We start from the raw sequence: 14,315 nt of genomic DNA, 5'->3' as shown, positions 1-14,315 counted from the left end.
CATGTCGCAGGAAGCTACCTATAAGGCCGCGGGATTCGGCGTCTCCGTCCCGCGCGGAACGCGGCCCGGAGTCGTCGTGGTGGATTTCTCCTACGGGTTCACCGATCCGCAATATCCGACCGCCTCGGATGCTGCCGTGCAGATGGCCAACACGAAACGCATCTGCGATCTCGCCCGGTCCAAAGGCTATCCGGTCATTTTCACCACCATCGCCTATCACCCCGGCGAACTGGACAAACTGCCCTGGCTGAAGAAGGCCACCGGCATGCGGGCGCTGATCGACGGCACGCGGCTGGTGGAGATCGACGCCGCGACGGGGATCCGTCCGGAAGATGCCATCGTCACCAAGAAAGGCGCCTCGTCTTTCTTCGGCTCCACGTTGAATGCGCTTTTGACCGGCGCGGGGGTGGACACGGTTGTCGTGACTGGCGCCACCACCTCCGGCTGTGTGCGGGCGACCGTGGTCGATGGGGTGCAATCGGGCTATAACGTGCTCGTGCCGCGGGATTGTTGCGCCGACAGGGCGCAGGCGCCGCATGACGCGAACCTGTACGACATGGCGCAGAAATATGCCGATGTCACCGACAGCGCGGATGTTCTGGACTGGCTGCGAAGCCTCTGAGCTTGCATGCTGGAGGGGGCGGCGAAGACCGCTCCCCGCCCCATGCCACAGGGAGAGAGCGATGTTTTACCGTCCCGAGACCGGCTCCGGCCTGCCGCGCGACCCTTTCGCGGCGATCGTCTCTCCCCGTCCCATTGCCTGGATCTCGACGCGCGGTGCAAACGGGATCACGAACCTGTCGCCCTATTCCTTCTTCAACGCCGTCGCCTATACCCCGCCACAGGTGATGGTCGCCTCCATCGGGAGCAAGCCGGACCGTGCAAGGGGCAAGGACAGCGCGAGCAACATCCTCGAGACCGGCGTGTTCTGCATCAATATCGCCGGGCTCGAGAATCGCGAGGTGCTCAACGCCTCCTCCGCCGGTTATCCGGCCGGGCAGAGCGAAATCGAGACGCTGGGGCTGGCGGTGGCGGAGTGCGAGACCATCGACTGTCCGCGTCTGGCTCAGGCTCCGGCCGCGCTCGAATGCCGCCTGACTCGATCCGTCACGCTCGAGGGAGAGGGGAACCTGATGCTTCTCGGCCGGGTGGAGGGGATCCACCTGCGCGACGATTGCCTGAGCGAGGAGGGGCGGTTCGACGTGCTGCGCTACAAGCCGCTCACCCGCCTCGGCTATCAGGATTTCGCGGTGATAGACAGGCTGTTCCAGATGAAGCGCCCGAAGCTTTGATGCCTCGGCCTCAGGCGAGGAATCCCCCCACGCCGAAGGCGACGGTGGTCTCCAGAAGATCGTCCGTCGCATCCTCCGCCATTGCCAGTTCCTTCAGCCGGTTGGTATCGGAAAAGGCATAGAGATAGGCGCCGACCATGAGCGACATCTTCTGATAGATGCGCCGCTCGGGCTGATCGGGCAGGAGGGCCGAAATCGCCTCGACATAGGCGCGGGTCGAAAGATCGTAGACCTCGCGCCGGAGGGCGTAGGACAGCGGCTCGGGCTCCATGTGAAGCCGGGCGTGCAGCCTCAGAAACGCCCGACCCTGCGCGCTCTTGCGCAGTTTTGAGGAGGGCTCGAGAAAGGCGCGCACCAGCGCCTCGATGCTCACGCCACCCGTTTCACCGAGGTCCGCGAGCCGATCCATCCGCTGTTGCGCGACATCCAGCCCGCGGCGCAGGAACACTTCGCGGAACAGGTTCTCCTTGTTCCTGAAGTAATATGCGGTCATCGCGGAGGTTACGTCCGCTGCATCCGCGACCTGTCGCAGGGTCGTGCCGGAATAACCCTGTTCGGCGAACAGGATCTCCGCCCTGTCGAGGATCAGGTCCGCGAGATTCCTCTGGCCTTCCGGGCGGCCAACACGTCTGGATTTGGCTTTGGTCATGTCAGAGTCGTTATCCCGTCCGTTCGATATCGGCAATGTCGTGCCGCGTTTGTCCAATATTCAGCTCAAAGAGCGATCAACGTCCCATTGCGAATGCCCTTGAAATCAGCGTTCCGCAAATTGCCTGGAGAGAGTCGCATAATCTAACGCGAAAATAAATTAATTACTTGATTAATTAATTGAGGTCTTCCTATGGTCACCTCATAGAAACACAATCAACAGGGAACACCCATGAAACGCTCAATTTCCGGCGGCCTGACTGCGGTTGCCACGTTCTTCCTCATGTCTCCGGCCCTGGCGCAGGATCTTCCCGAAGTGACGCTTCAAGCGGTCGCAGGAAGCCTTGGCGGGGTGCCGATGATGATTATCGAGGGAGAGAATCTCGATGAAAAATATGGCTTCGACGGCACGTTCGAATATCTCCCGCACGAGGGCATCTTTCAGAACTTCCTGATCGGCAATGCCGACGTATCCATGGACAACGACCTTCTCGGCGTCGCCTATGCGCGCGAGGAAGGTTTCGACATCACCTCGTTCTATCCCGTCGGCAACCTCTATCTCGGCATCGTCGTCCCTGGCAGTTCGGATGCGGAGACGCCCGAGGATCTGAAGGGAAAGAAGGTCGGCCATTTCGGTGCCGACAGCGGCACGACCATGTTCATCCGCCTGATCGTCGAGGAAATGTACGGGTTCGACGTGCTCGAGGACTACGAGATGTCGCAGGTCGGTCCGGCGGCGCTCGTTTCGCTTCTGAAAGAGGGCGAGGTGGACGCGATCTTCGACTTCGAAAGCTTTGTGTCGGAGGCCATCGTCGCCACGGACGGGCGCTATCTGCTTCAGGCCTATTCGGATTATTCCGAATTCACCGGCGGCTTCTCTCCGTGGATCACCAATATGGTGGCAAAGGAAGAGTGGCTGAAGGAAAATCCGGAACTCGCCTATGGCGTGCGGGATGCGTATGACGAGGCCATCGCGCTGCTCGACGAGACGAATTACGAAATCCTCCGCAAGCCCTATATCCGCGAGAAACTCGGCATAACCAGCGACGCCGTGCTCGACGCGCTCATCGCCAATGGCGCGGCGCACGACTATTTCACCAATGACTGGTCGGAAGAGAAACGCAGTGCGGCGCTCGATTTTCTCGAGAAGCTGGCCGAGGACGGAGAGGTGCTCCAGAACGTGCCCGATGGCATGATGGTGGCGCTCGAAGACTATGTCGGTCCCCGGTCGTAAGCCACGGGACAACAAACATGACGTCTCTGCAAAAGCAGGTCTGGGCCTATCTGGCCCTCCTGCTCCTCATCCCCGCGTGGTTTCTGGCGCATCAGAACACCACCTTCATCGAGAGTCCGGTCACCGTCGCCAAGGAACTGCCGCATTTCCTCTCCGACCCTGCGACCTGGACCAATATCGGTATCACCTTGGCGCGTGTCGTGCTCGGGCTGCTGCTCGGCGTGGTCGCGGGCTTTGTCGCGGCCTTCGCCATGACCCGCTCGCGTCTGCTCGGCGACGTGCTGAGCTACTATGTCACCGCGGCCCTGCGGACCCCGAGCGCGATCGCGGCCATTCTGGCGCTCGCCATCTTCAAAGGCTCCGAGGCGGGCTATGTGCTCGTCGTGGCGTTCATCACCTTTCCCTACATGGCCGTGGGGCTGCGGGACGGGCTTGCGAGCGCCGACCGCGAACTCGATGAAATGGCGCAGGTCTATCATCTCGGCCTCATCGCCCAGATCCGCCACATCTGGGCGCCCTACGTCGCCCCCTATATCTTTGCGGCGTTGCGCAACGCCCATGCGCTCGCGTGGAAGGTGATCGTCGTCGCGGAGATCTTTGGCGCGGCCAAGACCGGTTTCGGCGCGCAGTTCGAACATGCCTGGGGCTACATGCTGATGACCGAGGTCCATCTGTGGCTGCTCGTGTTCATGGCCATCGTGCTCTTCGCCGAATACGGCCTGATCCGCACTGCGGAAAAATATGTCTTCCGCTGGCGCTGACACGCGCCTCCGTGACACCGCTTCCAAGGAAAAGACCATGATCCAAGCCACCCGCCCCTCCGTCCTCAAGACCGTCGATCTGGGCGTGTCCTATGGCAGCAGCGAAGCTGTCGCCCGACTCGATTTCGACATCAAGCGGGGTGAATTCGTCGCCATCCTCGGCCCCTCGGGCTGTGGCAAATCCTCGATGCTCAACGCGATCTCCGGTCTGCGCGCCCCTTCCCGCGGTCGGGTGCTCGTCGAGGGGGAGGAACTGTTCACACCGCGTTCGAAACCACCGCGTCTGGGCTATGTGTTTCAGTCGCACCGCCTTTTGCCCTGGCGCACTGTGCGCCAGAACCTCGAAATCGCGCTTGCGGCCTCCGAGGTTCCGCGTGACACCTGGGAGGCCCGGATCGACGAAATCCTCTCGACCCTCCATATCTCGCAGTTCAGGGATGCCTGGCCCATGCGCCTTTCGGGAGGTCAGCGGCAACGGGTTTCCATTGCCCGCGCCCTTCTGGTCGATCCGTCCTACATCCTGATGGACGAGCCGCTTTCCACCCTCGACGAGGTGACGGCACGGGCGTTGCGTCAGGAACTCACCGGCATCTGCCAGCGTACCGACGCAACGGTCGTCTTTGTCACCCACTCGATCCGCGAGGCGGTCTATCTCGCCGACCGTATCCTGATCCTGACGCGCGGCCCGGCCCGGATCTTCGAGGACTATTCGGTTCCGCTCGAACGTCCCCGCGATTACGACGACGCGCGGATCGCGGAGGTCGAGGCCGACATCATCCGCCGGGTTCAGGCGCCCTGGGGGCTTGCGGTGAAAGAGGAGAAATCCGTTGCCTGATCTTCCTCTCACCAATGCGATCGGGTTCACCCGAAACCGGGACTGGGTCGCCGCGATCTCCGCCCGCGCGCTCAGCGGCACGATTGCGCTGATCTCGATCCTGTTCATCTGGCATGTCATGTCGATTGCCTTCCGTCCCTGGGTGCCGGCCATCGACGCGACGCTGGTCGCAATGATCGGGGCGTTGCAGAGCCCGGCATTCTGGGGCGATTTCTTCCTCACGCTCGGCCGCGTGCTCGCCTCTTTCGCGGCGGCCTCCGTCGCGGGCGCGATTCTCGGCCTCTTCATCGGCCTGAACGAGAAGGCGGAGGCTTTCTTTCAGCCGCTTCTCGCCCTCGCGCTCGCTGTGCCTGATCCGGTCTACATCATCTTTGCCATCCTGGCGGTCGGCACCGGGGAAACGGCCGGGTTCATCGCCCTGACCGTCGCCGTGGCGCCCTTTGTCACCAATATCGTGCGCTCGAACGTCCATGCCCGCGACAAGAGCCTCGATGAGATGGCGCAGATCTATCACCTGCCGCGCGGGGTGCGACTGCGGAGCGTTCTCGTGCCGCAGCTGATGCCTGCGCTTCTGACCGCGATGCGCTTTTCCTTCGCCCTGTCGTGGAAGCTCGTCGTCGTCGTCGAGGCCATCGGCCAGCCGGACGGGATCGGCGCCTCGATCTTCAACAGCTTCCGGCTGTTGCGGATGCGCGAAGTCGCTGCCGTGGCCATCCTGTTCATCATCGCGATGCAGCTTCTGGAACGCGGCGTGCTCGGGCGGGTGGAAAAGAAACTCCTGCGCTGGCGCGACTGAGCCCCGGCGGAGACGAAAAGAAAGGAAAAACCATGAAGATCGGTATTATCGGCGGTGGCATCGGTGGCACCGCGGCGGCCCATGCTTTGCTCTCGAAAGGTCACGATGTCACCGTTTTCGAACAGGCCCCCGCCTTTGGCGAGGTCGGAGCAGGGGTGCAGATGACCCCGAACGCGGTCAAGGCGGTCAAGGGGCTGGGCCTCTACGACACCCTTCTCGAAAGCGGTTTTTTCCCCAAAGCCATCGTCGGGCGGAACTGGCGCACGGCACGGGAGAATTTCCGCATCGACCTGGGGCAAGAGTTTCAGGCGCATTACGACGCGCCGTATATTCACGTCCACCGCGCGGATCTGCTCGATCTCTTCGCGACGCAGCTCCCGCCAGAGTGCTGCCGCTTCGGAGTGAAATGCACGGGGGTTGAACTGACCGGGCGCGGCGCGCGTGCCAGCTTCGACGACGGCAGCACGTTCGAGGCCGACCTGATCGTGGGTGCGGACGGCGTGCGCTCTGCCGTGCGCGGATCCCTGTTCGGCACCGGCGATCTACGCTGGACCGGGCATCAGTGCTATCGCGCGCTCGTGCCGACGGGCGGGGTCGTCGATCACGTCAATCCCGACAGCACCTTCTGGATGGGGCCGAACGCGCATGTGGTGACCTACTATGTCAAGGGCGGGGAGATGGTGAACATCGTCGCTGTGACCGAGGCCACCGAATGGGTCGATGAAAGCTGGAGCACGCGCGCCTCGCGCGAGGACATGCTCGCCGATTTCGAGGGATGGCACCCGGATCTCGCGAAACTGTTCTCGCAGGTGGAGGAGGTCTACAACTGGGGCCTGTTCGACCGTGATCCGATGGACGGCTGGACAAAGGGCGCGGTGACGCTTCTGGGCGATGCCTGTCACCCGATGCTGCCCTTCCTGTCCCAGGGCGCCGCCATGGCGATCGAGGATGCCTATGTTCTGGGCGAGGCGCTGTCGCTTTCCCGGAACGATCTGGCGGCAGGACTTGCCGCCTACGAGGCGGAGCGGCGTCCGCGCACCTCGAAGGTACAGCTCGAGGCGCGAGAGCGGGGCCGGACCTATCACCTTCCGACCGAGGAGGAGATGGCGGCCCGCGACGCCGAATATGCCCGCCGGGCAAAGGAGGACCCGCGCACCACGGGGATCAACACGGACTGGGTCTACGACTACGATCCGCGCGGTTTCGCCTCCCGCGTCGGCGAGTTGGCCTGAACCGGCCGTCCCGCCCTCCGGAAGCGGGGGGCGGCGTGTCGCACCTCAAGCCCGGTGCCTCCGCAAGCGTCACCGATGTCCCGAAGGAAATCGGACCTGTCTTCTGCGACCTGACGGCCGGCGGTCTCATCCGGCGGTGGGGGAGCCTGAGCCGCGCATACCTATTGGGAGGAGTGCACCTGACACCCCGCCGCGGGACCAATTCTGTCGCGTGTCCACGAAACCGCAGCAGGCCATTCTGTCGTAGCGTCCAGGTCGCGGAGCGCCAATGACCGCTTTCTCGAAGCGGCCATTTTCTGCGCCTCGCGCAAAGGGACGCCTGCGGCCCCGCGGTGAGCCACGGCCCCTCCATCCTCAACGAAATGGAAAGCCATTGTCGAAAATGGAAGCTCTATGTATGGCGTTTCAATGGGAAAATTGGTGGAGCCTAGGGGGATCGAACCCCTGACCTCTTGCATGCCATGCAAGCGCTCTCCCAGCTGAGCTAAGGCCCCGTTCGAACCGGATTTGATGTGATCGTGCCGGTTTCGTCAGAGTGCGGGGGGCGTCTGCCGCCCGCCCGCGCTTCCTATGGTGTCTCGCCTGGCCTTGCAAGCGAAAAAACAGGCCCGGCGAAAATTTTCACCGCGCCTGCCGGTGTCAGCTGTCCTCGTCGTCCGCGGCCACGTCCGCGAGGTCGTCGAGCGAGACGTTGTCGTCATCGTCGTCGTCTTCGAGCAGATCGTCGTCGATATCCATGTCCGCATCGTCGTCGACCAGCAGATCGTCGTCGTCATCGACCAGATCGTCGTCATTCGACGGCGCCTGCTTCTCGGCGATGGCCACGCGCGATTTGTTGTTCACGTCGAAGGTCACGATCTCGCCGGTATAGGGCGACACGATCGGATCGCGGTTCATGTCGTAAAACCGTTTGCCGGTGGTCGGGCAGACGCGCTTTACGCCCCAGTCCTCATTGGGCATGTCAAATCCCTTTCCTCGTAAGATCCATTTGCGGAGACCCGCGCGCCATGCCACATCGCGCGAGGGCTGTCAAAGGCTTTCGCCGTAATTTACGGTGAAGTCGCTGGCAGGATCCTCCGCGTTCCCATATGGGGGATGCGTGGCGGTTTGAAAGGGGGCGAGATGAGCGAAATCATACTTTCCGGCGATCCGCCCGTGACCGTGAGCCTGCGCCGCTCCGCGCGGGCGCGGCGGCTGTCGCTGCGGGTCTCGCGGCTCGACGGGCGCGTGACGCTGTCGCTGCCGCTGCGGCTTGGGGAGCGTGAGGCGCTCGGGTTCCTGCGCGAAAAGGAAAGCTGGATCCGCGACCATGTCGCGGCCTGCGGTCCGGAGAAGCGGGTGGTGCCCGGTGCCGTGCTTCCCTTTCTCGGCCGGCCGACCGAGATCGTGACGGGGCAGGGGCGGGCGGCGCGGCTCTGGCCCGGACGGCTCGAGGTGCCGGGCCGGCCGGAGCAGGCGGGGGCAAAGGTGAAGGCCTTCCTCAGGCTCGAGGCGCAGATGCGGCTGCGGCTGGCCTGCGACCGCTATGCCGCGGCGCTGGGGGTGCCCTACGGGCGCCTGAGCCTGCGCGATCCGCGCTCGCGCTGGGGGTCCTGCACCTCGGAGGGCAATCTCATGTTCTCCTGGCGGCTGGTGATGGCGCCGGAGGCGGTGCTCGACTACGTCGCCGCCCATGAGCTCGCGCATCGGCTGGAGATGAACCATTCGGAACGGTTCTGGGCGCATGTGGCGCGGATCTGTCCCGATCACCGGGCGCATCGGGCCTGGCTGCGCCAGGAGGGCGAGACGCTGCATCGCTGGCAGTTCGGATGATCCGCCTGTCCGATTGACCTTTGCCGTATTCGTGATCACATTGCGCCCATGACACCCCCGACGGCCACGCCCGCCTTCCGCCTTGCAGACAGTCCCAGTGCCGCGCATGAGCGCGTCTATCGCGCGCTGCGCACGCGGATCATGCATGGCGAATTCCGTCCGGGGGAGGCGCTCACCCTGCGCGGGATCGGCAAGATGTTCGATGTCTCGATGACGCCGGCGCGCGAGGCGGTGCGGCGGCTGGTGGCCGACGGCGGGCTCAACCTCTCGGCCTCGGGGCGCGTCACGACGCCGGAGCTGTCGAACGAGCGGATCGAGGAGCTGGCCTCGATCCGGGCGCTGATCGAGCCGGAGCTCGCCTCCCGCGCCCTGCCGCGGGCGCATATGGCGCTGATCGACCGGCTCCAGACGATCAACGGCGCGATTGCGGAGATGGTCGCGAAGCATGACGATGTCGGCTATATCCGCACCAATCTCGAATTCCACCGGACGCTCTATCTGCGGGCGCAGGCGCCGGCGATGCTGGCGCTGACGGAGACGGTCTGGCTTCAGCTCGGGCCGACGATGCGGGCGCTCTATGCCCGGCTCAACCGCACCGAAGTGCCGCATAATCACCGGTTGATCGTCGCCGCGCTCCGCGCCGGGGACGAGCCGGGGCTGCGGCTTGCGGTGCGCTCGGACGTGACCAAGGGGCTGCGGATGCTCGCGGTCTGATCCGGGGGGAAGGCCGCGAAAACAGGGGGACGGGATGAAGCGCACGCTGGAAATGACGGAAATGATGACGCCGGATCTGGCGAATTTCTCGGGCAAGGTGCACGGGGGGGCGCTGTTGCGGCTGCTCGACCTGGTCGCGTTTTCCTGCGCCTCGCGCTATTCCGGGCAATACGCGGTGACCCTGTCGGTCGATCAGGTGACGTTCAAGGAGCCGATCCATGTGGGGGAACTGGTGCATTTCCGGGCGACGGTGAATTACGTCGGGCGCACCTCGATGGAGATCGGGATCCGGGTGGAGGCGGAGGATATCCGGGCCCAGACCGTGCGGCATACGAATTCGTGCTATTTCACCATGGTCGCGGTGGATGACGACGGGAAATCGGCGGAGGTGCCGCGGTTCGATCCGGAGAGCGATCTCGACCGGCAGCGCTGGAACGCGGCGGAGTTGCGCCGGAGGCTGCGCCGGGAGCATGCCGCGCGGATGCAGGCGATTTCCGAGGGACGCTGAGACGAAAAAGGGCGCCCCGGAGGGCGCCCTTTTTCGTCTCATATCAAATGTTATGCGTGGATCGCGCCGTCGCCGCAGGCGAGCGCCGCCTCGCGCACCGCTTCGGAGAAGGTCGGGTGGGCGTGGCAGGTGAGCGCGATGTCCTGCGCCGAGCCGCCATATTCCATCGCGACGCAGATCTCGTGGATCAGATCGCCCGCGCCCGGCCCGATGATGTGGCAGCCAAGGACGCGGTCGGTGTCCTTGTCCACGATCAGCTTCACGAAGCCCTCGCCCTGCTGCACCGCCTTTGCGCGGGCATTGCCCATGAAGGAGAACTTGCCGACCTTGTAGGCGCGGCCTTCCTGCTTGAGCTGGGCCTCGGTCTTGCCGACGGCGGCCACTTCGGGCGTGGTGTAGATCACGCTGGGGATCACGTCGTAATTGACATGGCCGTGCTTGCCGGCAATGACCTCGGCCACCGCCATGCCTTCGTCCTCGGCCTTGTGGGCCAGCATCGGGCCGATGATGGCGTCGCCGATGGCGTAGATGCCCTTCACGCTTGTCGACCAGTGCGCGTCGGTCTTCACCTGGCCGCGTTCGGTCATCTCCACGCCGAGCTCCGCGAGGCCGAGCCCGTCGGTATAGGGCTTGCGGCCCGTCGCCACGAGGACGACATCGGCCTCGAGACTGTGATCGCTGTCGTCCTTGCGGAGCTTGTAGGCCACCTTCGCCTTCGACTTCGACGCGCTCACGCCCTGGACTGCCGCGCCGAGGATGAAGTCGAGCCCCTGTTTGGAAAGGATCTTCTGGAACTGGCGCTGCACTTCCGGGTCCATGCCGGGGGTGACCGCGTCGAGATATTCGACCACGGTCACCTCGGTGCCGAGGCGGGAATAGACCGAGCCGAGCTCCAGCCCGATGACGCCTGCGCCGATGACGACCATCTTCTTCGGCACTTTCGGCAGGTCGAGCGCGCCGGTGGAATCGACCACGACACCGGCCTCGTTGTCCACCTCGATGCCGGGCAGGGCGGAGGGGACGGAGCCCGAGGCGATCACGATGTTCCTGGCCTCATGGACCTCGTCGCCGACCTTGACCTTGCCGGCCGCGGGGATCGAGCCCCAGCCCTTGAGCCAGTCTATCTTGTTCTTCTTGAAGAGGAATTCGATGCCGCCGGTGTTCTGGCCGATGGTCTCCTGCTTGTAGGCTTTCATCTGGTCCCAATCGACGGAGGGGGATTTGCCCTTCAGCCCCATCTTCGCGAAATTGTGCTCGGCCTCGTGCAGGAGGTGGGAGGCATGCAGGAGCGCCTTCGACGGGATGCAGCCGACGTTGAGGCAGGTGCCGCCGAGGGTCTCGCGGCCTTCGACCACGGCGGTCTTGAGGCCGAGCTGCGCGCAGCGGATGGCGCAGACATAGCCGCCGGGGCCAGCGCCGATGATGATCACGTCGTAGGATGCCATGGTCTTCTCCTTGGTCTTTTCCGGTGTCGGACTTCGGTCGGACATGTGTCGGACTTCCGTCGGGCTTCGATATCGGCCGGGGGCGCCCCCGGCCGGTGTGGTTTTCGGGGGGCGCTGCCCCCTCTGGGCCGGAGGCCCATTCACCCCCGAGATATTTTCGAGCAGATGAAGCTCAGGGCGCAAGGGCCGCGATGAAGAGGATGGCCGTGGCGAGCATGGCGAGGATCCAGATGTAGCTGCGCCAGGGTTGCCAGCCGAAGGCATAGGCGGGGATGTAGAGGAGGCGGGCGAGCAGGTAGCCCCAGGCCGCCGCCGCGGTCACCGCGCTCGACTGGTCCGTGACGGCAATCAGGAGCGCCGCGGCGGCGAAGAAGGGGAACATCTGCACATGGTTGTCATAGGCGCGCAGCAGGCGCGCCGTGGTGGGGCGCATCTCGCGCGAGGGAGCGCGGTCGCGCGGGGAGGTCGTGTAGCCCGGCCCGAGATCGGCATTCGCCATGACGGAGGCCACCGCGAATTGCGCGATGTGCATGAGGCCCGCGAGGGCGAGGGCGACGAGTTCGGGGGTCATCAGAAAAAGCTCGCGACGATCATGGCGAAGGTGGCGAGGAAGCCGACGAGGAAGATCATCGAGCGCCAGGGCACCCAGCCGAAGGCGTAGGCGGGCAGGTAGAGCGCGCGGGCGGCGACGTAGATCCAGGCGCAGAGCGCGGTGAACCAGCCGTTCGACTGTGTGAGCTGGACGAGGAGGACGGCGGTGATGAAGAGGCCGGTGTTCTCGACATGGTTCGACAGCGCGCGGCGCAGGCGACCGGTGGTCTGCGACAGCCGGCCGTCGAGATCCTCGCGGGTGCCGGCGTTGCCCTCCCGGCCCACGTCCTTTTCCAGCGCACGCTGGGACCAGAGCACGGCGACGAGATGGACGAAGGCGGTGGCGGCGAGGGCGGCGAGTTCCGGGGTCATCATGGGGTCTCCTGAGACAGGGCGCGAAGATGGGTGAGGAATTCGCGCGTGTGAAACCGTGCCGCGGAGAGCGACAGGAGGGCGAGGACGAGGCCGAAGGCGATCCGTCCGGGTGCCGGGTCCACGGGGAGGAGGGGCAGGGCTGCGGCGAGTTCGGTCAGGCTGGCGACGATCCCGACCCCGGCGAGGCCGCACAGCAGGTCCACCTTGAAGCGGATGTCGTCATAGCGGCGTTCCAGAAGGGGATATCCGCGCACCAGCCGCGCCACCCGCACGAAGGTCGGCACGCCGTCCTCGAGCCGCGATCTCAGGAGGAGAAAGGCGCTTTGGCCCAGGACGGAGGCGACCTGACCAATGAGGAAGAAGAAGAGCACGGCGGCCAGCGTCTGCGAGGGGTTGATGTCGATCTCCCCGAAGTTCCAGTCCGGGTCGCCATGGGCGGCAAGCGCGGCGACGGAGGGGGCGAGGAAGAGCAGGAGGGCTCCGAGCGCGATCGGCTGAAAGAGTCTTTCAACGAACTGGTTGATCGCGCCCGGAAACATCGTGGTTACAGATCCATCAGCAGCCGGCGCGGATCCTCCAGCGCTTCCTTGACGCGCACGAGGAAGGTCACGGCGCCCTTGCCGTCGACGATGCGGTGGTCGTAGGAGAGCGCGAGATACATCATCGGGCGGATTTCCACCTTGCCGTTGATGGCCATCGGGCGGTCCTGGATCTTGTGCATGCCGAGGATGCCCGATTGCGGGGGGTTCAGGATCGGCGAGGACATCAGCGAGCCGTAGACGCCGCCGTTCGAGATCGTGAAGGTACCGCCCTGCATCTCCGCCATGGAGAGCTTGCCGTCGCGGGCGCGGCGGCCCTTCTCGGCGACCGCCTTCTCGATCTCGGCGAAGGACATGCTGTCGGCGTCGCGGATCACCGGGACGACGAGGCCCTGCGGCGTGCCGGCGGCGATGCCCATGTGGACATAGTTCTTGTAGACGACGTCGGTGCCGTCGATCTCCGCGTTGACCTCGGGCACTTCCTTGAGCGCGTGGCAGCAGGCCTTGGTGAAGAAGGACATGAAGCCGAGGCGCACGCCGTGCTTCTTCTCGAAGAGATCCTTGTATTCGTTGCGGAGCGCCATCACCTCGGTCATGTCCACCTCGTTATAGGTGGTGAGCATGGCGGCTGTGTTCTGGCTTTCCTTGAGGCGGCGCGCGATGGTCTGGCGCAGCTTCGTCATCTTCACGCGCTCCTCGCGGGCGGCGTCATCAGCCGGAACCGGTGCGCGCGGGGCCTGAGCCGCGGCGGGGGCCGGCTGGGCGGCGGGCCGGCTCAGCGCGTTCAGCACGTCTTCCTTCATGATGCGGCCGTCCTTGCCGGTGCCGGTGACCTGCGCCGGATCGAGCCCCTTTTCCGCCATCAGCTTGGTGGCGGAGGGCGCGTTTTCCACGTCCTTGCCACCCGCGGGTTTCGGCGGTTCGGCGGCGGCGGGCGCCGTGGCGGGGGCGGCGGCGACGCTGTCGCCGGTGGAGAGTTCGGCGAGTTTGCCCCCCGCGGCGACGGTGTCGCCCTCATTGGCGACGATGGCGGACAGCGTGCCGGCGGCGGGGGCGGGCACCTCGACGGAGACCTTGTCGGTCTCGAGTTCGCAAAGCATCTCGTCGGCGGCGACGGTGTCGCCCACCTTCTTGAACCAGGTGGCGACGGTCGCCTCGGTCACGGATTCCCCGAGCGTCGGCACCATGACGTCCAGCGTCTGCGCGGTGTCGGTGGCGCGGCCGGTGACGGCGGGCGTGTCCTCGGCAAGCTCGGCATGGGCGCGCGGCTTCGTCTCCTCGGGGCCGGCGTTGCCTTCCTCCGCGATGGTGGCGAGCAGGGCGTCGACCCCGACCGTGTCGCCCTCCGCGGCGACGATCTCGCCCAGGGTGCCGGCGGCGGGGGAGGGGACCTCGACGGTCACCTTGTCGGTCTCGAGCTCGCAGAGCATCTCGTCGACGGCCACGGTCTCGCCCGGTTTCTTGAACCAGGTGGCGACGGTGGCTTCGGTCACGGATTCGCCGAGGGTGGGGACGCGGACTTCAACAGACATG

The 14,315-nt window shown here is 65.0% G+C and carries 17 protein-coding genes and 1 tRNA gene; 10 read left to right on the top strand and 8 right to left on the bottom strand.

What is annotated here, in order from left to right; translation table 11 throughout:
- Window position 1: 1 nt before the first annotated feature.
- Both P73_RS19625 and P73_RS19620 read left to right on the top strand, forming a co-directional pair.
- Window positions 2–622 (top strand): isochorismatase family protein, encoded by a 621-nt coding sequence (locus P73_RS19625; RefSeq protein ID WP_043870900.1) that lies wholly within the window; start codon window positions 2–4, stop codon window positions 620–622.
- Window positions 623–683: 61 nt separating this feature from the next.
- On the top strand, window positions 684–1,292 hold the full coding sequence (locus P73_RS19620) for a flavin reductase family protein (RefSeq protein ID WP_043870899.1): 609 nt from the start codon (window positions 684–686) through the stop codon (window positions 1,290–1,292).
- A 10-nt stretch (window positions 1,293–1,302) separates the two neighbouring features.
- On the opposite strand, the gene P73_RS19615 is transcribed toward P73_RS19620, so the two are convergent.
- Window positions 1,303–1,941: a TetR/AcrR family transcriptional regulator gene (locus P73_RS19615; protein WP_043870898.1), complete on the bottom strand. Its 639-nt coding sequence runs from the start codon at window positions 1,939–1,941 to the stop codon at window positions 1,303–1,305.
- A gap of 231 nt (window positions 1,942–2,172) precedes the next feature.
- Between P73_RS19615 and P73_RS19610 the strand changes: the two genes are divergently transcribed.
- The 5 genes from P73_RS19610 to P73_RS19590 are packed head-to-tail and all read left to right on the top strand — an operon-like array spanning window position 2,173 to window position 6,798.
- Window positions 2,173–3,174, top strand: a complete 1,002-nt coding sequence (locus P73_RS19610; protein WP_043870897.1) for an ABC transporter substrate-binding protein — start codon at window positions 2,173–2,175, stop codon at window positions 3,172–3,174.
- Window positions 3,175–3,191: 17 nt separating this feature from the next.
- A complete protein-coding gene (locus P73_RS19605) occupies window positions 3,192–3,935 on the top strand; it encodes an ABC transporter permease (RefSeq protein ID WP_043870896.1) in 744 nt (247 codons plus the stop codon).
- Window positions 3,936–3,972: 37 nt separating this feature from the next.
- Window positions 3,973–4,770: an ABC transporter ATP-binding protein gene (locus P73_RS19600; RefSeq protein WP_052453431.1), complete on the top strand. Its 798-nt coding sequence runs from the start codon at window positions 3,973–3,975 to the stop codon at window positions 4,768–4,770.
- Window positions 4,763–5,566, top strand: coding sequence for an ABC transporter permease (locus P73_RS19595; protein ID WP_052453430.1), 804 nt, complete (start codon window positions 4,763–4,765; stop codon window positions 5,564–5,566). The genes P73_RS19600 and P73_RS19595 overlap by 8 nt, the downstream gene beginning before the upstream one ends.
- Window positions 5,567–5,598: 32 nt before the next feature.
- Complete coding sequence (locus P73_RS19590; RefSeq protein WP_043870895.1) at window positions 5,599–6,798, top strand: FAD-dependent monooxygenase; 1,200 nt, start codon at window positions 5,599–5,601, stop codon at window positions 6,796–6,798.
- A 418-nt stretch (window positions 6,799–7,216) separates the two neighbouring features.
- On the opposite strand, the gene P73_RS19585 is transcribed toward P73_RS19590, so the two are convergent.
- Together P73_RS19585 and P73_RS19580 are read right to left on the bottom strand one after the other, a co-directional pair.
- Window positions 7,217–7,292, bottom strand: a tRNA-Ala gene (locus P73_RS19585).
- Between the two features lie 145 nt (window positions 7,293–7,437).
- Window positions 7,438–7,758, bottom strand: coding sequence for an FYDLN acid domain-containing protein (locus tag P73_RS19580; RefSeq protein ID WP_043870894.1), 321 nt, complete (start codon window positions 7,756–7,758; stop codon window positions 7,438–7,440).
- A gap of 162 nt (window positions 7,759–7,920) precedes the next feature.
- Between P73_RS19580 and P73_RS19575 the strand changes: the two genes are divergently transcribed.
- The 3 genes from P73_RS19575 to P73_RS19565 are packed head-to-tail and all read left to right on the top strand — an operon-like array spanning window position 7,921 to window position 9,832.
- A complete protein-coding gene (locus P73_RS19575) occupies window positions 7,921–8,610 on the top strand; it encodes a M48 family metallopeptidase (RefSeq protein WP_043871975.1) in 690 nt (229 codons plus the stop codon).
- Between the two features lie 48 nt (window positions 8,611–8,658).
- Window positions 8,659–9,324, top strand: coding sequence for a GntR family transcriptional regulator (locus tag P73_RS19570; protein WP_043870893.1), 666 nt, complete (start codon window positions 8,659–8,661; stop codon window positions 9,322–9,324).
- A 34-nt stretch (window positions 9,325–9,358) separates the two neighbouring features.
- Window positions 9,359–9,832, top strand: coding sequence for an acyl-CoA thioesterase (locus P73_RS19565; RefSeq protein WP_043870892.1), 474 nt, complete (start codon window positions 9,359–9,361; stop codon window positions 9,830–9,832).
- A gap of 50 nt (window positions 9,833–9,882) precedes the next feature.
- On the opposite strand, the gene lpdA is transcribed toward P73_RS19565, so the two are convergent.
- From lpdA to odhB, 5 genes are all read right to left on the bottom strand, one after another.
- Window positions 9,883–11,277: a dihydrolipoyl dehydrogenase gene (gene lpdA, locus P73_RS19560; protein WP_043871974.1), complete on the bottom strand. Its 1,395-nt coding sequence runs from the start codon at window positions 11,275–11,277 to the stop codon at window positions 9,883–9,885.
- Between the two features lie 172 nt (window positions 11,278–11,449).
- A complete protein-coding gene (locus tag P73_RS19555) occupies window positions 11,450–11,848 on the bottom strand; it encodes an MAPEG family protein (protein WP_043870891.1) in 399 nt (132 codons plus the stop codon).
- On the bottom strand, window positions 11,848–12,243 hold the full coding sequence (locus P73_RS19550) for an MAPEG family protein (RefSeq protein ID WP_338032852.1): 396 nt from the start codon (window positions 12,241–12,243) through the stop codon (window positions 11,848–11,850). Before P73_RS19550 ends, P73_RS19555 begins: the two co-directional genes overlap by 1 nt.
- Entirely contained in the window at window positions 12,240–12,782 is a 543-nt protein-coding gene (locus P73_RS24585; protein WP_052453429.1) for a hypothetical protein, read from the bottom strand. Before P73_RS24585 ends, P73_RS19550 begins: the two co-directional genes overlap by 4 nt.
- 5 nt (window positions 12,783–12,787) lie before the next feature.
- Window positions 12,788–14,314, bottom strand: a complete 1,527-nt coding sequence (gene odhB / locus P73_RS19535; protein ID WP_043870888.1) for a 2-oxoglutarate dehydrogenase complex dihydrolipoyllysine-residue succinyltransferase — start codon at window positions 14,312–14,314, stop codon at window positions 12,788–12,790.
- Window position 14,315: the final 1 nt, after the last annotated feature.

The sequence above is a fragment of the Celeribacter indicus genome, from assembly GCF_000819565.1.
Lineage (GTDB): Bacteria > Pseudomonadota > Alphaproteobacteria > Rhodobacterales > Rhodobacteraceae > Celeribacter > Celeribacter indicus.
Note: the sequence above shows the minus strand (reverse complement) of the source record. Positions and strands in the feature narration are given on the sequence as shown.